This window comes from Mycobacterium gordonae, from assembly GCF_017086405.1.
Classification (GTDB): Bacteria; Actinomycetota; Actinomycetes; order Mycobacteriales; family Mycobacteriaceae; genus Mycobacterium; species Mycobacterium gordonae_D.
In genome coordinates, this window is the sequence record NZ_CP070973.1 from 2,604,297 (window position 1) to 2,623,675 (window position 19,379).

17 protein-coding genes are annotated in these 19,379 nt (G+C 67.0%); 15 read left to right on the forward strand and 2 right to left on the reverse strand.

What is annotated here, in order from left to right; all coding sequences use genetic code 11:
- The first annotated feature begins 93 nt into the window (after positions 1–93).
- From JX552_RS11120 to JX552_RS11135, 4 genes are all read left to right on the forward strand, one after another.
- Positions 94–858 carry a PPE family protein, SVP subgroup gene (locus JX552_RS11120; protein WP_205878369.1) on the forward strand — a complete coding sequence of 255 codons (765 nt, stop codon included), beginning with the start codon at positions 94–96 and terminating at the stop codon, positions 856–858.
- Positions 859–880: 22 nt separating this feature from the next.
- Positions 881–2,038: a PPE family protein gene (locus tag JX552_RS11125; RefSeq protein WP_205877475.1), complete on the forward strand. Its 1,158-nt coding sequence runs from the start codon at positions 881–883 to the stop codon at positions 2,036–2,038.
- A 156-nt stretch (positions 2,039–2,194) separates the two neighbouring features.
- The gene (locus tag JX552_RS11130; RefSeq protein ID WP_205877476.1) at positions 2,195–3,361 is read left to right on the forward strand and encodes a PPE family protein; all 1,167 of its coding nucleotides are present in this window, start codon (positions 2,195–2,197) and stop codon (positions 3,359–3,361) included.
- Between the two features lie 22 nt (positions 3,362–3,383).
- Positions 3,384–6,623, forward strand: a complete 3,240-nt coding sequence (locus JX552_RS11135) for an acetyl-CoA carboxylase family protein (RefSeq protein WP_205877477.1) — start codon at positions 3,384–3,386, stop codon at positions 6,621–6,623.
- 35 nt (positions 6,624–6,658) lie between these two features.
- On the opposite strand, the gene JX552_RS11140 is transcribed toward JX552_RS11135, so the two are convergent.
- Complete coding sequence (locus JX552_RS11140) at positions 6,659–7,006, reverse strand: PE-PGRS family protein (RefSeq protein WP_205877478.1); 348 nt, start codon at positions 7,004–7,006, stop codon at positions 6,659–6,661.
- Between the two features lie 81 nt (positions 7,007–7,087).
- Here JX552_RS11140 and JX552_RS11145 point away from each other — a divergent pair, with 81 nt between their 5' ends.
- The 4 genes from JX552_RS11145 (at position 7,088) to JX552_RS11160 (ending at position 11,096) form a co-directional block, all read left to right on the forward strand.
- Positions 7,088–7,864 carry an SDR family oxidoreductase gene (locus JX552_RS11145; protein WP_205877479.1) on the forward strand — a complete coding sequence of 259 codons (777 nt, stop codon included), beginning with the start codon at positions 7,088–7,090 and terminating at the stop codon, positions 7,862–7,864.
- Positions 7,861–9,054, forward strand: a complete 1,194-nt coding sequence (locus JX552_RS11150; RefSeq protein ID WP_205877480.1) for an acyl-CoA dehydrogenase family protein — start codon at positions 7,861–7,863, stop codon at positions 9,052–9,054. Before JX552_RS11145 ends, JX552_RS11150 begins: the two co-directional genes overlap by 4 nt.
- The gene (locus JX552_RS11155; RefSeq protein ID WP_205877481.1) at positions 9,051–10,142 is read left to right on the forward strand and encodes an acyl-CoA dehydrogenase family protein; all 1,092 of its coding nucleotides are present in this window, start codon (positions 9,051–9,053) and stop codon (positions 10,140–10,142) included. Before JX552_RS11150 ends, JX552_RS11155 begins: the two co-directional genes overlap by 4 nt.
- A gap of 111 nt (positions 10,143–10,253) precedes the next feature.
- On the forward strand, positions 10,254–11,096 hold the full coding sequence (locus tag JX552_RS11160; protein WP_205877482.1) for an alpha/beta fold hydrolase: 843 nt from the start codon (positions 10,254–10,256) through the stop codon (positions 11,094–11,096).
- 108 nt (positions 11,097–11,204) lie between these two features.
- Here JX552_RS11160 and JX552_RS11165 read toward each other — a convergent pair whose 3' ends face one another.
- Positions 11,205–11,939 carry a dienelactone hydrolase family protein gene (locus JX552_RS11165; RefSeq protein ID WP_205877483.1) on the reverse strand — a complete coding sequence of 245 codons (735 nt, stop codon included), beginning with the start codon at positions 11,937–11,939 and terminating at the stop codon, positions 11,205–11,207.
- A gap of 208 nt (positions 11,940–12,147) precedes the next feature.
- Here JX552_RS11165 and JX552_RS11170 point away from each other — a divergent pair, with 208 nt between their 5' ends.
- The 7 genes from JX552_RS11170 (at position 12,148) to JX552_RS11200 (ending at position 18,998) form a co-directional block, all read left to right on the forward strand.
- On the forward strand, positions 12,148–12,948 hold the full coding sequence (locus JX552_RS11170) for a thymidylate synthase (RefSeq protein ID WP_205877484.1): 801 nt from the start codon (positions 12,148–12,150) through the stop codon (positions 12,946–12,948).
- Positions 12,945–13,436: a dihydrofolate reductase gene (locus tag JX552_RS11175; RefSeq protein ID WP_205877485.1), complete on the forward strand. Its 492-nt coding sequence runs from the start codon at positions 12,945–12,947 to the stop codon at positions 13,434–13,436. Before JX552_RS11170 ends, JX552_RS11175 begins: the two co-directional genes overlap by 4 nt.
- A 92-nt stretch (positions 13,437–13,528) precedes the next feature.
- Positions 13,529–14,272, forward strand: coding sequence for a DivIVA domain-containing protein (locus JX552_RS11180; protein ID WP_205878370.1), 744 nt, complete (start codon positions 13,529–13,531; stop codon positions 14,270–14,272).
- Between the two features lie 50 nt (positions 14,273–14,322).
- The gene (locus tag JX552_RS11185) at positions 14,323–15,555 is read left to right on the forward strand and encodes a winged helix-turn-helix domain-containing protein (protein ID WP_205877486.1); all 1,233 of its coding nucleotides are present in this window, start codon (positions 14,323–14,325) and stop codon (positions 15,553–15,555) included.
- A gap of 8 nt (positions 15,556–15,563) precedes the next feature.
- Positions 15,564–16,688, forward strand: a complete 1,125-nt coding sequence (locus JX552_RS11190; RefSeq protein WP_241011003.1) for a restriction endonuclease subunit S — start codon at positions 15,564–15,566, stop codon at positions 16,686–16,688.
- Positions 16,689–16,866: 178 nt separating this feature from the next.
- A complete protein-coding gene (locus tag JX552_RS11195) occupies positions 16,867–17,118 on the forward strand; it encodes a hypothetical protein (RefSeq protein WP_205877487.1) in 252 nt (83 codons plus the stop codon).
- A 254-nt stretch (positions 17,119–17,372) separates the two neighbouring features.
- Positions 17,373–18,998: a class I SAM-dependent DNA methyltransferase gene (locus JX552_RS11200; protein WP_205877488.1), complete on the forward strand. Its 1,626-nt coding sequence runs from the start codon at positions 17,373–17,375 to the stop codon at positions 18,996–18,998.
- Positions 18,999–19,379: the final 381 nt, after the last annotated feature.

Here is a 19,379-nt window from a genome sequence, read left to right on the forward strand (position 1 = left end):
CGAAGCCGTGAATCGGCGCAGTTCGACCGGACGGGGTTGCGGACATCGGCGAGCACCACGGTCCCAGCCGTCTTCACCTACGAGGAGCAACTCATGTCCTTCTTGACCGCACAGCCGGAAGAACTGACCGCCGCGGCGGGGAAACTGCAGACCGTCGGAGCCCAGCAGGCCGCACAGAACGCGGCCGCCGCAGCCCCGACCACCTCTGGCGTGATTCCCGCTGCGGCAGATGAGATTTCGGCGCTGCAGGCCGCTCTCTTCGCTGCCTACGGCACCCTCTATCAACAGGTCAGCGCCGAAGCCGGGGCGATGTACGACACGTTCGTCAACACGCTGGGGTTCAGCGCGCAGACCTACTCCGCCACCGAGTCGGCCAATTCGGCAGCCGCAGCATTACCCGCTGCGTTGACGGACTCGCCACTGGCCGACATCGCAAACATCGTCAATATCGGGGTCGGTAACTGGGCCTCGGCCGCGTCGAATCTGGTCGGTTTGGCAAACGGCGGCCTGTTGGTGCCATTCGAGGAGGGTGCGGTCGAGGGCGCAGCCGACACCGCGGGTCTGGCGGGGGCTACGGCGCTGGGAGCCGGGCAGGCGCCCGTCGCGGCCGGGTTGGTCGCAGCCGCCCCGATCGGTGGGCTGTCGGCCCCGTCGCCCTGGGCCGGACCGGCCACCCTGGTATCCAGCGCCACGCCGAAATCCTCGAGCTGGAACCTCGCAGCGCCCTCGTCGCCGCCGGGTATGACGCTGCTGCCTGGCATGCCGGGGATGGTGTCGACGGGCCGGGGCAGTACCGGTTTCGGGGCGCCGCGCTACGGGGTCAAGCCCATGGTCATGGCCCGGCCGGTGAACGTCTGAGTGCCGGGAAGGATTGACGATGATGGACTTTGGCGCAGTGCCTCCGGAAGTCAACTCCACGCGTATGTACACCGGCGCCGGCGCAGCACCGATGATGGCGGCCGCAGCGGCGTGGAACGGTTTGGCGGTTGAGCTCAGTGCGACAGCGGATACCTTCGAGTCGGTAATCTCTGAACTCACCACCGAGCAGTGGCTGGGTTCCGCCTCGCTGTCCATGGCCGCCGCGGCCCAACCCTTCCTGGCGTGGTTGACCTACGCCGCGGAAGCCGCGGCGCGGGCGGGTTCCCAAGGCGTCGCATCGGCGGCCGCGTTCGAGGCGGCCTACGCGATGACCGTGCCGCCGGGGGAGGTCGCCGCGAACAGAGCCCTGCTGGCCACGCTGGTCGCGACCAACGTGCTGGGACAGAACACCCCTGCCATCGCAGCCACCGAGGCGCATTACGGCGAAATGTGGGCTCAAGACGCCCTTGCCATGTACGGGTACGCGGCCGCTTCGGCGGCCGCGGGCAAGCTAACCCCGTTGGCGCCGCCGGCGTCGGCCACCAACGCTGCCGGAATCGCCAACCAGGCCGCGGCGGTGGGAGAGGCCTTCGCTGCCGCGCGGCAGTCGGGCCTGAACTATCTGATCGGCAACATTCCCGATGCCGTCGCAGGCCTCGCGTCTCCCGCGGCAGCGAATGCGGCGGCGCTGGATTCGGTCGTGCAGGACATCACCGATATCTTGGCCGTCCCGTTCGTGCAGAACACCATCAACGGTGCCGTGAACACGGCGGGATGGTTTACCACCGCCGGGATCACAACGGCGATTTTCCTGCAGCACACGCTCGATACCGCCCTGCCTACAGCCGAAGCGGCTGCGGGGATCGGTACGGCCGGCGCCGCCGCGGTGGCGAACGCGGTGGCTCCGATCGGCGGCGCGGCTGGCGGCCCGGTGTTGGGCGCGGCGTCGTTGGTCGGCGGCCTTTCCGTACCGGCAAGTTGGTCCACCGCCGCGCCGGTCATCACCGCCGGGGCGACGGCCGCCGACGGCAGTGGTTGGTCGGTACCGGAAGAAGGCGGTGCACTCGGCGGTGTTCCCGGTGCACCCGGTATGGCGTTGGCGGCCAAGGGCGGTGGTGGCCTCGCCGGGCCGCGCTACGGATTCAAACCGATCGTCATGCCCAAGCACGTTGTTGTTTGATTCATTGGAAGTCTCTATGAGAACGCCGAGTTGGCGAGAGGTCTTTAATTCACCGCGAGGTAAAATTCTCCCGACTGGTTGCCGATGTGGTCCGGGGGTCATCGGCGTCTTAGTGCCGTCGGCCCGGTGGACCGCAGGACTAAACGGGATTTGTTGTTGGACTTTGGAGCGCTACCGCCAGAGGTCAATTCGGCATGCATGTACACCGGCGCCGGCGCGGCCCCGATGCTGGCCGCCGCTGACGCTTGGAACGGAATTGCCGACGAGCTGCGCTCGGCCGCCTCCTCGTTCGAAGCCGTCATCTCGAGGCTGAGCACCGACGCATGGATGAGTTCCGCGTCACTGTCGATGGTCGCCGCGGCGCAATCCTTTCTGGCCTGGATGGCCTACACCGCCGAGTCGTCGGCGTGCGCGGCGGCCCAGGCCATGTCATCGGTGGCCGCCTACGAGACGGCGTTTGCGATGACGGTCCACCCGGCAGAGGTGGTGGCTAACAGAGCTCAGCTTGCCGTACTGACCGAGACGAATCTGCTCGGACAGAACACCCAGGCCATTGCGGTGACCGAAGCACGCTACGGCGAGATGTGGGCTCGCGACGCCGCGGCCATGTACGGATATGCGGCATCCTCGGCGGCCGCGGGGCGGCTGGACCCGCTGGTCAGCCCATCGGAGATCATCAATCCGGCCGGCGTCCCAAGTCAGGCCGCCGCTATTGCCGAAGCCGTCGCGTCGGGTTCGGCTTCGGCGCAGCAGGCGGCGCTGGGCACCGTCGTCAGTCAGGGCCCTGATGCGGTGCTGAGTCTCGCCGGCCCCGCCGAAGCGCCGGCGGCCACCGGGTCGCCGTTGCTCGACATGATCATGGCGTTCGATCGGTCCGAACTCTGGTGGGCCGGCACGTTCGACCACAACAGGGCTACCTACTGGGACTATTCGGTGGGTCAGATCGGCAGTGGCGGGGACGACGACGCCGACGCAGAAGAGATAGGCCACGCGGCGGCCGCCCACCATGGCGCTGCGCCGGGCACCGCTGCTCACTCGGCGAAGCCGGGGTTCGCCGAGCCGACGCCGATCGTCGCCGGGCTGGGCAGAGCACATGTGGTCGGTGAGCTCTCGGTGCCCATAAGTTGGTCGAACTCCGCGCCCGTACCGTCTGCCGCCCCAGCTGTGGACGGCACCTACTGGGCGGTGCCCGACAGCGAAGAAGCGCCCCAGGAACTGCCGCCCGCACCGGGAAGTGTCGCGGCCATCTTCAGCGGCCGTGGGTACCCGGGGCCTCGTTACGGCGTCAAGCCGGTCGTGCTGCCCAGGCAGCATACATTCTGAACCGGACCGTACGCTGTGGCGTATGCGGCCATCACCGCGCGATGTCTTGATCGCCAATCGGGGCGAGATCGCTCTCCGCATCGTCCGCACCGCAACCGAACTGGGGCTGCGGACCGTTTCGGTCTACGCCGAGGATGACGCCGACAGCCCCCACGTGCATGCGTCCGACGAGGCGATCGCTTTGCCGGGCAACGGGGTAGCCGCCTATCTCGACCACGCCGCCGTTCTGGCTGCCGCGAAGACGTCCGGCGCGGCGGTGATCCACCCCGGCTACGGGTTCCTCAGCGAGAACCCCGAATTCGCCCGCGCCTGCGCGGACGCCGGCTACGTGTTCGTGGGTCCGTCCGCCGAAGTCCTCGAGCTGGTTGGCAACAAGTCTTCGGCGCGTGCGGCAGCGGTTGCCGCCGGGGTGCCGGTGCTGGCCGCCACCGACGGGCCGAGCAGCGTCGACGATGTGCGCGCATTTTTCGCCGCTCAGGATGGCGCCATCATGCTCAAGGCGTTGGCCGGTGGCGGTGGGCGCGGCATGCGCAGGATCGAGCGCGTCGACCAGATCGACGAGGCTTATCGCCAATGCGCCGCCGAAGCGCGACTCGGCTTCGGCGACCCGGCCCTGTTCGCCGAAGCGTTGCTCACCGATGCGCGACACATCGAAGTACAGATCGTCGCCGCACCTGCCGGCCACCAGATCCGCGCCCTCGCGCTCGGCGACCGGGATTGCAGCGTCCAGCGGCGCTACCAGAAGCTGGTGGAAATCGCTCCGGCACAGCATCTTTCCGACGACCTGCGGCGCGCACTACACCAGGCGGCGGTGCGGCTGTGCGCGAGGGTGGGGCTGCGCGGAGTGGCCACCGTCGAATTCCTAGTCAGCGGCGACAACTTCGTCTTTCTGGAGATCAATCCGCGTATCCAGGTGGAGCACACCGTCACCGAGGCAGTCACCGGCGTGGACCTCGTCGCCGTCCAACTGGACATCGCCGACGGCGCGGCGTACGACGAACTGCCGGTACCCGCCGGGATCGCCTCGGATGGAACCGAAGTCGTCGGTGAGCCCGCCGCGGGGGCGGGCATCGCGATTCAGACCCGGGTCAACATGGAGACGTTCGGAACCGACGGCTGCGTGCTGCCCAGCGCCGGCACCCTGACCGTCTTCGCCCCGCCGACGGGTCCGGGCGTGCGCGTCGACACCTACGGAAGACCGGGCCTGGCGCCCAGCCCGAGATACGATTCGCTGCTGGCCAAGGTGATCACCCACGTTCGGAGCGCGTCATTCGTCGCTGCAGCGCGCAAGGCGCATACGGCCCTGGGCGAGTTCGGTATCGAGGGGATCGCGACCAACATTTCAGTGCTGCGGGAGGTGTTGTCCGACAAGGAATTTCAAAGTGGTGCCGTGTCCACGGCCTTCCTCGACGGCAAATTTGCGGAGTTGGCCGCCGCGGCGACGACCCATCAGCGTCAGCACCCGGTCGTCATGGCCGTCGAGCTCTATCCGGGCGAGGAGGTGCTGCGTGCCCAACTGGCCGGCACTGTGGTCGAGGTGGCGCCCGACGGCGCGGAGGTCGGTGCCAACGGGCAGGTGGTGGTGCTGGAGGCCATGAAGATGCAGCACGTCGTGGCCGCGCCGGACGCACTGCGCACGATCCGCACTCTGGTCGCCCCCGGTCAGGTGGTCGGCACCGGGGATCCGCTGGTGGTGTTCGTCCGCACCGGTTCGGGGTCCGCGGGCCGATCCATCTCGGCCGCCCTTGACCTCGACCGTCCGCGAGAGGATCTCGACGAGGTCCGTCAGCGGCACCGGATGACCCTCGATGACGGGCGTCCGGCCGCAGTTGCCAAGCGGCATAAGCTGGGTCGTCGCACTGCGCGAGAGAACATCGCCGACCTCGTCGATCCGGACAGCTTCGTCGAGTACGGTGCCCTGGCCATCGCCGCTCAGCGCAGCAGGCGCTCCGAAGAAGACCTGATCGCCAACACCCCGGCCGACGGCCTGGTCGCCGGCCTGGCGACGATCGGTGCGGATCGCTTCGGGCATCCGGCGGCGGCTGCCGTCGTGGTGTCGTACGACTACACCGTGCTGGCCGGGACGCAAGGCATGCGGAATCACGCCAAGACCGACCGGATCTTCGAACTGGCAGCCCGAAAGCGGTTGCCCGTGGTGCTTTTCGCGGAGGGCGGCGGTGGACGGCCGGGTGATACGGACGTCGGGGGGATGGCGGGTCTGGATGTGCCGACGTTCCGCATGCTGGCCGGACTGTCCGGACGGGTCCCGCTCATTTCGATCGTCTCCGGGCGGTGCTTCGCCGGCAACGCCGCCCTGGCCGGGGTCTGCGACGTGATCATCGCGACCCCGGACGCCAACATCGGCATGGGCGGCCCTGCGATGATCGAGGGTGGCGGACTCGGCGTCTATCCGCCCGAGGCGATCGGGCCGATCGAGGTACAGCGCCGCAACGGAGTGGTGAGCCTGGCGGCCCGCGACGAGGCGCACGCGGTGTCCCTGGCCAAACAGTATCTGGCCTATTTCCAGGGCGAGGTTGCCGATTGGGCAGCTCCGGATCCACGCATGGCCCGGCATGTGGTGCCGCAGAACCGGTTACGCGCCTACGATGTGCACCGGGTGATCGACAGCGTGGTGGATGTCGGTTCGGTGCTGGAACTGCGTCCCGATTACGGCGTGGGCGTTGTCACCGCGCTGGTCCGCGTCGAGGGTGTGGCATACGGCTTGATTGCCAACAGTAGCCACCACCTCGGCGGCGCGATCGACGCCGAGGCGGCCGACAAGGTCGGTGACTTCCTGACTCTGTGCCAGTCATTTGGGCTGCCGGTGGTATCCCTGTGTGACACACCCGGATTCATGGTTGGGCCCGAAGCGGAGAAGGACGCCGCGGTACGGCGGTTCGGCCGGATGTTCATCGTGGGGGCCCAACTCACGGTGCCGTTCGGAATGATCATCTTGCGCAAGGGATACGGTCTGGGCGCGATGGCCATGGCCGGCGGATCGTTCCGCGCGCCGCAGTTCACCGTCGCATGGCCCACCGGAGAAATCGGTGGCATGGGCCTGGAAGGCGCTGTGCGACTGGGGTTCAGTAAAGAGTTGGCCGCCGCCGCGGACGAGGCGCAGCGCCAGGCGTTATTCGACAAGCTTGTTGCGGCCGCCTATCAACACGGCAAAGCGTTGCGCGCCGGCACCACTTTCGAACTCGACGACGTGATCGACCCGGCCGAGTCCCGGGCCTGGATCACCGGGCTCCGGGACCGCTGACCGGTAACGGGCCTGGACCCTTTGGCGTGCCAGGCTCAGGCGTGGCCCGAGCCGCACCCGACGCCCGGCAGGCAGCCCTCCCCGCCGGGAACACCGCCCGGACCCCAGAATTGACCACCATTGCCACAGCCGACGCCCGGGAGGCACCCTTGCCCGCCGGGACCGCCGTTGGGTCCCTGGTCGGTGCCGCCGGAACCGCAATTGCCGTTGGCGTCGCAGCCGCCGCCGCCCGGGTCGAGCGGGATGAAGTGGGTGATTCCGGTGCTGGTAGTGCCCGGCCCGGCCGCGACACCGTCAGCCGTGGCCATCGGCGCCGCGGCGATCGCTGTAGCGACAGCCCCGGCCACCACCAGTGGTTTGAGGAAATTCAGTTTCGCTAACATTTCAATCGCATACCACGTGGGCACACATTCAAACCCGTTAAGGAAAAAAGTCGGCGGTCTCGCGACAGAAGGCGGATACAGATGACCTCTTTGGATTTGACCGGCCGCACCGCCATCGTCACCGGCGCCTCGCGGGGCATCGGATTGGCGATCTCGCAGAAACTTTCGGACGCCGGCGCCAACGTGGTGTTGACCGCTCGTAAGCAGGAAGCCGCGGATGCGGCCGCGGCGCAGGTGGGTGACCGCGCCCTCGGCGTGGGCGCACACGCGGTCGACGAGGACGCAGCGCGGCGCTGCGTCGACCTCACCATCGAGCGGTTCGGACGGGTGGACATTCTGATCAACAACGCCGGCACCAACCCGGCCTACGGCCCACTGATCGACCAGGACCACGCGCGCTTCAACAAAATCTTCGACGTCAACTTGTGGGCACCGCTGCTGTGGACATCGCTGGTGGTCAAGTCGGGAATGGGTGAGCACGGCGGCGCGATCGTCAACACCGCCTCCATCGGGGGCATGCACCAGTCGCCGGCCATGGGCCTGTATAACGCCACCAAGGCCGCCTTGATACACGTGACCAAGCAACTGGCACTGGAACTTTCACCCCGCATCCGGGTCAATGCGATTGCCCCCGGTGTGGTTCGCACCCGCCTCGCGGAAGCGCTGTGGAAGGATCACGAGGACCCGCTGGCGGCATCGATCGCATTGGGCAGGATCGGTGAGCCCGACGATGTGGCCGGCGCGGTTGCTTTCCTGGTTTCCGATGCGGCGAGCTGGATCACCGGCGAGACGCTGGTGATCGACGGTGGCTTGCTGCTGGGACCGGCGCAGGGTTATCAATCCGGCGGCGGGCAGTGACCACCGAGGCTGAGTTGGACGCGCTGGTCCGGGCGCTGCTCAGGGAGCACGACCCGACCACCACCCCGGCGCGGGACTTTCTGGGCGCACAGTACGACGCGGGTCTGGCGTGGGTGCATCTGCCGGTCGGTTTCGGGGGGCTGGACCTTCCGCGGACTGCGCAGGAACGGGTCAACGGGCAGTTGGCCGCTGCCGGCGCGCCCGTCGGCGGCACCGTGAAGAACTACATCGGCATGGGCATGGCGGCGCCGACGATCATGGCGTTCGGGACCGACGAGCAAAAGCGAAAGTTCCTGCGTCCCTTGTTCACCGGCGAACAGATCTACTGCCAATTGTTCAGCGAACCCGGTGCCGGATCAGACCTGGCGGCCGCGGCCACCCGGGCCGTACGAGACGGTTCGGGCAGCGGGGACTGGATCGTCAACGGGCAGAAGGTGTGGACATCGCAAGCTCAGCTCGCGCAGATGGCGATCCTGGTGGCACGCACCAACCCGGATGTGCCCAAACACGCTGGGCTGACCTACTTTTTGTGTGACATGACGCAGCCAGGCGTCGAGGTCCGGCCGTTGCGCCAGATCACCGGTGAAGCGGAGTTCAACGAGGTATTCCTCACCGACGTCCGGGTGCCCGACACCAACCGGCTGGGTCCCGAGGGCGGCGGTTGGCGGGTGGCGACCACCACGCTGAACAACGAGCGGGTGGCGATTGGTTCGCGCGCCGGCACTCCGCGCGAGAGTGGCCACATCGGCAAGGTCGCCAATGCCTGGCGTAGCGATGCGGCACTGCGCAACCCGGCCATGCACGACGAGTTGATGCGGCTGTGGGTGGACGCGGAGGTGCTGCGCCTCACCGGTGAGCGGGTGCGCCAGCAGGCCGTGAGCGGTCAGCCCGGACCGGAGGGGGCGGGCATGAAGATCGCCTTTGCCCGCATCGCGCAAGCGATTTCGGGCTTCGAGATCGAGCTGCACGGTGAGGCGGGACTTCGCTATGACGACTGGACCATGCGCAGGCCCGAGACCGTCGACCTGATCGGCCGCGAGCCCGGCTACCGATACCTGCGTGCCAGAGGCAACTCGATCGAGGGCGGCACCTCGGAGATTCTGCGCAACACCGTTTCTGAACGGGTGCTGGGTCTGCCCGGCGAGCATCGGGTGGACAAGTCCGTCGCGTGGAAGGACCTGCCCCGATGAGCGATCTGCTGTATTCCGATACCGAGGACGCACTGCGCGACAGCGTTCGGCAGCTGTTCGCCGACCGGTGCCCACTGGAATCGGTGACAACGTGCTATGACGCACCGCTGCAGGATTTTTCGGCGGTATGGCGCACGCTGGCCGGGGAATTGGGAGTTGCTGGTTTGTTGATCCCGGAGTCGCTCGGCGGGGCCGGCGCGAGCGCCCGCGAGGCCGCGGTCGTGATGGAGGAGATCGGGCGGGCCGTGGCGCCGGTGCCGTTCCTGTCCAGTGCCGTGCTCGCCACGGTCGCCCTGGTGCGCGCGGGTGAGTCCGAGACGGTGGCGGCGTTGGCCTCCGGCACAGTCACGGCGGCATTGGTGGTTCCACTGTCCACCGCGCCCTGGGATGCGGTGACCGGGATCGCTCACGGCGCGAACGGCTTGACTGGACAGGTAACCAGCGTGGCGGGCGCTGCTGAGGCCGACGTGCTGGTGGTCCCCGTCGCCGGATCGGACGGGCTTGAGCTCCATACCGTGTCGCGTGACGACGCCGGGGTCGACGTGTCGCCGAGACTGGCCCTGGACATGACCAGACCCCTTGCGGACGTGCGGTTCTCGGGGGCCGCTTCGACGGCCGTCGGTGCCGGCGCGCACGCGGTGGCGGAGGCATTGCAGACCGGCGCGGCATTGTTGGCCTCCGAGCAGCTCGGGGTGGCGCAGTGGTGCTTCGGCACCACCCTGGCATATGTCAAGGAGCGCAAGCAGTTCGGCCGCGCGATCGGTTCCTACCAGGCAGTCAAGCATCGACTGTCCGACGTGTGGTTCGAGGTCAGTTCGGCCACCTCCGCCGCCCGCTACGCCGCCGACACCAGCGCCCGCGGCGATGCGGATGCGGCCATCGCGGCTTCGCTCGCGCAGGCCTATTGCAGTGGGGCGGCGGTGCACGCCGCCGAGGAGTGCGTCCAACTGCACGGCGGCATCGGAATGACCTGGGAATATCCCGCGCACCTGTTCCTCAAGCGCGCCAAGAGTGACCAGTTGGCATTGGGTACCGCCTATCGGCACCGTTCCCGGCTGGGCGAGTTGGTCGATCTTCCGGCCACCTAGTAGCGCGAGCAGACGCCAAAGCACTGGAAAAGGTTCGTTTACGCGTCTGCTCGCCGGTCGAAGGGGAGCTGCTCGCGGGCCGAAGCGGAGCGCCGGGGTTTCGCGGGACCCGTGCCGGCCGATTCCCTGTGGATGAACCTGCGTCAGCTCCTCGGTGTTGTTCTGCTGGCTCTCAGCCTGGTGTGTTGCGCGTCGGACGACGCAACGCCGGCTTCGTGCACCACCAAGCTTGACGGCTTCAGTCATCGCAGCGCCACGGTCGACGGGGTACGGGTGCACTACGTCATCGGTGGGCACGGGCCAACGGTGGTGCTGTTGCACGGGTTTCCGGAAACCTGGTGGACCTGGCGTCAGGTGATGCCGCTGCTGGCTGCGCAGCACACCGTCATCGCGCCGGATCTGAGGGGAGTCGGCGACTCCTCCACCGGGCCTGCCTACGACGCCGACAGCCTCGCCGATGACATGCACGCCCTCATCCAAGAACTCGGTGTAACCCGCACGGTGATGGTCGGCCACGATACCGGTGGGTGGACTGCCTACGCGTATGCGCGTCGGTACCGCGAGGAAGTCAGCCACCTGGTGCTGTCCGGGGCAGTCATCCCCGGCTTCGGGTTCGACCCCTTGCTCGATTTCCGCTTGCCAGTAGCGGGACTTCCGCATTTGCCGTTCTTCATGCAGCCGCAGATCCCCGAACTGCTCATCAGCGGCCGCGAACACGAGTACTTCGACCGCTTCATCGGCAGCCCCACGGTGCAACGCTCCGGCGCCGTCGACTGTTACGCGGACTCCTATGCCCGGCCGGGTCGCCTCACCGCGGCCCTGGGCCAGTACCGGGCGCTCTACGTCGACGCCGATCACAATCGGCAAGGCGCGGGCGCCCCGCTCGCGATGCCAACGCTGGCGGTCTCCGGGTCGGCGGTGAAACGGCGCTCAGCGCCAACAGTCTGCGTCTGACCGCCAGAAACGTGACCGAGATCGGAATTCCCGGTGCCGGTCACTACGTCCAGGAGGAGCGGCCCGCAGAGCTGGCCCGCGCCTTGCAAGGCTTTTTCGGCTGACCAGTCAAAGCGCCGCGGCGAAAGTCTCCGTCATGGCAGCCCAGTGGCGTTCGGCGGCGGCGGCGTCGTACGGCGGGTTGTCCGGGACCGCGAACCCGTGCCCGGCCTGATACCACTCGATCGTGTGCCGCACGCCCGCTGCGGTCAGTGCCTTGTCGAGTTGCTCCGCCTGATCGGCGGTAAACGACGGATCGTTCTCGGCGCCGCCCACGTACACCAGGGCGTTCATCTTGTCGGCCAGCAGGTGGGGGCTGTGCTCGTTGTCGGTCACCAGGCCGCCGCCATGGAAGGACGCCGCCGCCGCGACCCGCTGCGGAAGGCGCCCGGCCAGCAGCACCGAGATGCGTCCGCCCATGCAATAGCCGCACACGCCGAAGCGCTCGCCGCGGACCTCGGGGCGTTCGGCCAGATAGTCGAACAATGCGGTGGCGTCGCGGGTGATCCGGTCCGGCGTCACGGTGCCGAGCATGAACATGATCCGGGCCCGTTCGTTGGGGTCGCTGAACGCCGTAGCCATGTCGAACGGCGCCCAATCGCCCTCGCGGTAGTACACGTCGGGAAGCAACACGGCGTAACCGAGTCCGGCCAGTTTGGCCGCCATCTGATCAAAAGTGTCCCGCACGCCGCCGGCGTCGGGGAACATCACCGCGCCGGGCCAGGGGCCGGTGCCGTCGGGTGTGAACAGGGTGACGGGACAGCTGCCGTCGGGTGTGGTGACGGTGTCGGTGATCTTCGGCATATTTCCTGTTCTACTCCGCGGCCAGCACGGCGTGTCCATCGGCGGCGACCCGCCGCGCCCGGCTGCGCCGTGCTTGCGATCGCCGCGGGATTGCTGGCGGCGACCCGCCGCGCCCGGCTGCGCCGTGCTTGCGATCGCCGCGGGATTGCTGGCGGCGACCCGCCGCGCCCGGCTGCGCCGTGCTTGCGATCGCCGCTAAGCTGGCCCCGTGCCGATTGCGACGCCGTACGAAGACCTACTGCGTCAGGTGCTCGAAACGGGCACGGCCAAATCCGACCGCACCGGCACCGGCACGCGCAGCCTGTTCGGCAGGCAGATCCGCTACGACCTGTCGTCCGGTTTTCCGCTGCTCACCACCAAGAAGGTGCACCTGAAGTCGGTGGTCTACGAACTCCTGTGGTTCCTGCGCGGCGACTCCAACGTCAGCTGGCTGCACGAGCACGGGGTCACGATCTGGGACGAATGGGCAAGCGAGACAGGCGATCTGGGCCCGGTCTACGGTGTGCAGTGGCGGTCCTGGCCCACCCCGACCGGTGAACACATCGACCAGATCAGCGCCGCCCTGCATCTGCTGCGCACCGATCCGGACTCGCGGCGCATCATCGTCTCGGCCTGGAACGTCGGCGAGATCCCGCGGATGGCGCTGCCGCCCTGCCACGCGTTCTTCCAGTTTTACGTCGCCGACGGCCGGCTGAGCTGCCAGCTCTATCAGCGCAGCGCCGACCTGTTCCTCGGAGTGCCGTTCAACATCGCCAGCTACGCGTTGCTCACGCACATGATGGCTGCCCAGGCCGGGCTGGACATCGGTGAGTTCGTCTGGACCGGTGGCGACTGTCACATCTACGACAACCACGTCGAACAGGTCGAGCTGCAACTCACCCGCGACCCCCGTCCGTACCCGAAACTGATTCTCGCCCCAAGAAATTCAATCTTCGACTACACGTACGAGGATGTCGTCGTACAGAATTACGACCCGCACCCGGCAATCAAGGCGCCTGTAGCTGTATGACGGGCAACGAAGACGTGGGCCTGATCTGGGCTCAGTCGACCTCTGGCGTGATCGGGCGCGGCGGCGACATACCGTGGCGAGTGCCGGAGGATCTGGCCCACTTCAAGAAGATCACCATGGGTCACACGGTCGTGATGGGCCGCCGCACCTGGGAATCGCTGCCGGAGAATTTCCGGCCACTGCCTGGTCGGCGAAACATCGTGCTCAGCCAGAGCGGCTTCACCGCTGACGGCGCCGAGGTGGTCGACTCGTTGGACAAAGCCCTGAGCGACCCGGATTCCTGGGTGATCGGTGGCGGCCAGATCTATGCGCTGGCATTACCGCACGCCAGCAGGTGTGAGGTCACCGAAGTCGATATCGACCTGCCGCGCGACGACGAGGACGCGCTGGCGCCGGTGCTCGACGAGTCGTGGCATGGTGAAACGGGGGAGTGGCAGGTCAGCCGCGCGGGGCTGCGCTACCGGTTTCACAGCTACGTTCGTCCGTGAGCGGCCGAGGTCTGCGCGCCGATTGACCTGACATACTCGGCTTGGGGGCGGTCTCACCGGGTATCAAGCATGTCTAGAAGGGGGAAATGACAGTGGTAACCGAACCCGTGAAGACGTTTTCGCGCAAATTCCTGGGCTACGACCCAGCAGCGGTGGATGCACACATCGAGGTGTTGACCACCAAGCAGCGGTTGCTGCGTGACGACGTCGAGAACCTGCGGGCGCGCCTGCGGGATGCCGGCGACGAAGTGGCCGCACTGCGCAAGGAGGTGGGCTTGCTCACAGACACCTCACCCTCGTCGCACGCCATGCAGCAGCGGATGGCCAAGATGTTGCGCCGCGCTGTCGATGAGGTCTCCCAGATGCAGGCCGAGGCGCGCGCCGAGGCGGAGGCGCTGATCGCGTCCGCCGAGGCCGACGTCGAAGCCGAACAGCAGAAGTCGAAAGAGCGGCTTGCGGAGATGGCTGAGCAGTTGAAAGCGCTGCAAGCCGAGTACGAGGAAACAAAAGCAAAGCAGGACTCCGAGTTGTCCAACATGCGTGCGGACACCCAGTCGGGCATCGACGAAGCCTGGCGCGAAGCGCAGCGGGAACGCGACCAGCTCCTCGCCGACGCGACGCAGGAGGCCGATCACTATCGCGAGCAGGCTCGTCGCGCGGTCGACGAGGCGACTCAGCAACGAATCAACGTGCTGGAGCAGCTGATGAGCGTCTACCGCGACCTCGAACCGGTACCGGCCGCCCTCCAGTCGGCCTACACAGAGCGCAACGCCCCGGCGGAATCGGCAACGAACGGCGCCGCGTCGCCCTCGGACCGCAAAGTCAGCACCGGCTGACCCCGCGGCGGTCTCGCACCAGACGCGCACGAGCCGGTATTCTCGGCGCCGTGCCGGTCGTCCGCAGCGCCACGCTGACCGCCGCTCAGGCCCGACGGATCGCCGTTGCGGCGCAAGGATTTAGCGCCGCCAAGCCCGAAGTCGACATCACCCGTGCCCACCTGCGGCGGCTGATATCGCGCATCCAGGTTTTGCAACTGGATTCCGTATCGGTTGCGGTGCGCGCTCACTACGCACCGGTCTTCAGCCGGCTGGGGCCCTACGACCGCGAGATTCTGGACCGAGCCGCCTGGGGTCCGACGAAATCGCGCCTACTGGCCGAGTACTGGGTGCACGAAGCCGCGCTGATGGCCATTGACGACTGGCCGTTGCTGCGCTGGCGGATGCGCCAGTACCGGCACGGTCGCTGGGGCACCCACATCGTCAAGGCCAATCCGCAACTGGCCGACGACATCGTCGCCGCCGTCGGCGATCTCGGACCCAGCACTGCCGGGCAGATCGAGGCACACCTGGAGGCCGCACCCCGCAGGGCGAAAGGCGCCTGGTGGAACCGCAGCGATACGAAGTGGGTGTGTGAGGCGCTGTTCGCCTCCGGTGTGCTCACCACGGCCACCCGGGTGGGGTTTGCAAGGCACTACGACCTGGTGGAACGGGTGCTGCCCGCGGAGGTGCTGACCAGGGACGTCGGTGACGACGAAGCGATCCGGGAATTGACGCAGCGCGCGGCCACCGCCTTGGGGCTGGGCACCGAGTCCGACCTTCGCGACTACTTCCGGCTGTCGGCGCAACAGGTCAAACCGGCCCTCGCCGAACTAGTTTCGGCCGGCGAGATCGAGCGCGTCGAGGTCGACGGCTGGTCGGCTCCCGCCTACCTGCGGTCCGGCCAGACCGTGCCACGTCTTGACCGCGGCACGGCGCTGCTGTGCCCCTTCGACCCGCTGATCTTCTTCCGTCCCCGGGTCGAGCGGATTTTCGGCTTCCACTACCGCATCGAGATCTACACACCCGCGGCCAAGAGACAGTACGGCTACTACGTCTGGCCGTTCCTGCTGGACGGTGAACTGGTGGCGCGCGTGGACCTCAAGGCCGATCGTGCCGCGGACATACTGCAGGTGGTGGGCGCGTTCGCCGAGCCAGACCGGCCGCGGGCCCGGGTCGCCGCCGCCCTGGCCGGCGAACTACGTTCGATGGCAACGTGGTTGGGCCTAGCCGGAGTCAGTGTGTCGAGCCGGGGCGACCTGGCCGACGAATTGCGGCGCAGCTGCAGACGGGCGGGCTGGTGAGCGGGCTGGTGACGGAAACGGTCGTGCTGGGCGACCACCTGGACTTCGCCGCGGGTAGCACTCCGCCGAGCCGAGCGAGCGGGGGACGTCGTCCCGTCTACGGCGCCAACGGGGTCATCGGCTACACCACGCAGCGCAACGCCCGCGGGCCGCTCATCGTGATCGGCCGGGTCGGTTCTCACTGCGGCAGTGTGCATTACTGCGAGGGCGACGTATGGGTCACGGACAATGCACTGATCGGGCGGGCCCGGAACCCTGATGAAACCCGGTACTGGTTCTACGCCCTCAAGAGTTGCGGGCTCAACCGTTTTCGCTCCGGATCAGGTCAACCGTCGCTCAGTCAGAGCACCCTGCGCAGCGTGCCGTTCAACGCCGTATCCGCCTCGCGGCGGCGACCGATCGGCGCGCTCCTCGGTGCATTCGACGACAAGCTCGCCGCCAACGCCCGCGTCATCGCGGTCGCCGAAGCCCTCATGACGGCCCTTGTCGAGCAGGTGGATCACGACACCGCGCTGTCGGATCTGGCCGAGCGGTCGACGGCGTCCATCGATCCGCGGGGGGTTCAAGGCGCTGTCGCCCATTACAGTCTCCCGGCATTCGATGCGGGTACGCGGCCCGCGCTGGTCGATGCCCTGGCGATCAAGAGCACCAAGTTTCTGTTGACCGAGCCGTGCGTCTTGTTCTCGCGGATGAATCCGAGAATCCCGCGGATCTGGAACGTCGCATGTCTTCCCGCCGAAACAGCCTTGGCGAGCACCGAATTCGTGGTGCTGCGGCCGATCGGCGTGCACACGTCGGTGTTGTGGGCGGCGTTGCGACAGCGGCGGATCCTGGCCACGCTGCAACAGATGGCCGAGGGTGTGACGGGTAGCCGCCAGCGGATCCGGCCGCACGAATTGCTCGGTGCTGCGGTGCGGGACGTACGAAGGTTGAACGCCGAATCTGCGAAAGCTGTTGCGGCACTAAGTGAACGGTGCGAGCGACTCCGATCCGAATCGGAGAAGCTGGCGGCGATGCGTGACGCGCTGCTATCGGTGGTGATATCCGGCGGTGGGTCTGCGGCCGTGGGCGAGCCGGCCAAGGCGGTCGCGGCGCCGGCAAGACACATCGATTCGCCTTGGTGTCACGATTGACCGAAGCCGTCCACCCAGTCCCTTGGTGTAAGGGCTGATTGTGCTCTCACCGGCCGGGGCCGACCAGCCCGCCCACGGCGATGGGTGGCACGGCGAGCGCGGGGAGGTTGATCGCGCCCAGATTGATGGGTTGGTCAGGATGTCGGCCAGCTGCACGGCCGGCCCGTTGAGGGCGAGGTTGAAAGCGTCGACCGAGATGGGCGGCAGGCTCAACGCGCCTGCCGGCGGTAACAACACGGGCACCGGCGATGGCGGGGCCGGCGGCAACGCTGGGGTTGGCGGCAAGGGCGGCAACGGCGGCACCGGCGGAGTGGGCAGCAACGGCGGCAACGGTCAGGGCGGCCCCGGCGGCGTTGGCAACTCCGGTTTGGCCGGCGGCGCTAACCAGGGGCAGTTGGGCGGCTCCGGCGGCCTGGGCGGCGGCGGGTAATTCGGTTGCCCGTATTCCCTGTGGACTGGCCGGGGTGATGCTGCCCCGGGGACCGGCGCACCAGGTGGCCAGTCTGCACAACGCCGAGGCTTGCCCGACACGGGGCGACGGGTTAGCGCAACCAGAATCGGCTCGGCTGAGTAGTGTTTCACTCCTCGCCAAAGCGACCTCGGCGCGGCTGCCGTGGGCGGTCGAGGTCGAGGAGGCTCACAGCGCACCAGGCTCTTTGGGGCAGGCAAAGGAAGGATGCACGCATGCCGCCGCGGAAGAAGCAGGAGCCGCAAGCACCGTCGACCATCAGGGAGCTCAAGGACACGCTCTGGAAGGCGGCAGACAAGCTGCGTGGGTCCTTGCCGGCCAGTCAGTACAAAGACGTGATTCTGGGTTTGGTGTTCCTGAAATACGTCTCCGATTTGTTCGACGAGCGTCGCGACGCGATTCGTGCCGAGCTGGCGGCCGCCGGCACGAACGACGACCAGATCGAGGAACTGATCGATGGTCCTGAGCACTACCATCGCCACAACGTGTTCGTATTGCCGCCGACAGCACGATGGAATTTCCTGGCGCAGAACGCCAAAGGTAAGGCTGCCGTTGACGTCGAACCTGGCAAGAACATCGGTCGGCTCATCGACGAGGCCATGGATGCGGTGATGGAGGTCAACCCGACGCTGGTTGGCACGCTGCCACGGCTGTACAACCGCGACAACGTCGACCAACGCCGGCTCGCCGAACTGATCGCCTTGTTCGACAGCGCACGGTTCAGCCGGCAGGGCGAGCATAAGGCCCGAGACCTGATAGGGGAGGTCTATGAATATTTCCTCGGCAATTTCGCACGCGCCGAAGGCAAGCGGGGAGGCGAGTTCTTCACCCCACCCAGCGTGGTCAAGGTAATCGTTGAGGTACTCGAACCCGCGACAGGCCGGGTATACGATCCGTGCTGCGGCTCGGGCGGCATGTTCGTGCAGACCGAGAAGTTCATTGCCGAGCATCACGGCGACGCCAAAGACATCGCCATCTATGGCCAGGAAAGCATCGAGCAAACCTGGCGGATGGCCAAGATGAACCTGGCCATCCACGGCATCGACCACAATGGCCTGAGCAGCAGGTGGGGCGATACGTTTGTGCGCGACCGGCACGCCGATGTGCAGATGGACTACGTGATGGCGAATCCGCCCTTCAATATCAAGGACTGGGCGCGCAACGTGGAAGACCCGCGGTGGCGGTTCGGCGTGCCGCCGGCCAACAACGCGAACTACGCGTGGATTCAGCACATTCTGTCCAAGCTCAAGCCCGCAGGCAGGGCCGGAGTGGTGATGGCGAACGGTTCGATGTCGTCAAATTCCAACGGAGAAGGTCATATTCGTGCACAGATTGTAGAAGCCGACCTGGTTTCTTGCATGATCGCGCTTCCGGCGCAGCTGTTCCGTAGTACGGGGATTCCGGTGTGCCTGTGGTTCTTTGCCAAGGACAAGACTGTCGGCAAGCAGGGTTCGGTCGATCGATCTGGTCAGGTGCTGTTCATCGATGCCCGCGGACTGGGCTACCTGGTGGACCGGGCTGAACGAGCGCTCAGTGACGACGACGTTGTGCGGATCGGTGACACCTACCACGCTTGGCGCGGGTCGTCGTCGGCAGCGGCGAAAGGCATTACTTACGAGGATATTCCGGGGTTCTGTAAGTCGGTGCCGCTATCTGAGATCAGGGCCGTCGGCTACGCCCTGACGCCTGGGCGGTATGTCGGAGCGGCCGCGGTTGAGGATGGCGGTGAACCGACCAACGAGAAGATCGCGCGGTTGAAGGCGGAATTGCTTGCGGCGTTCGAAGAGTCGGCAACGTTGGAGAAGGTTGTTCGGGAGCAGCTGGAGTGGATCGGCGGATGAGACGATATCAGGCGACTGTCTGTGGGGAGTTCGTTGACGGCGTCAATCGAACGTCGCCTGGAATCCGCGGATGGCATCACGGCCCACCGACGTTTGGTGATCAGTTCCGCGCGTTGTCAAGCCATTTGGCGCTGGTTTGGTCGTCATGCACGGGCAATGAGACGGTGGGACAGGTGCGGCAGACGGTGAAGTTCTACGAGCAAGGTCCGGGTGGTGATGGGCGAGTCCGATGCCCGGCAGCGCCGGGCCGAGGGCAAGCCGATCCCCGAGTAAGTCAAGCGACTGCTCTCGGGACTGGTCGACGCGTCGACCGCAGGCCACGACATCATTGACCTCTATGAGGCGGCGGGGCTGGACAAGCCGTCACTGTCCGACCTGACG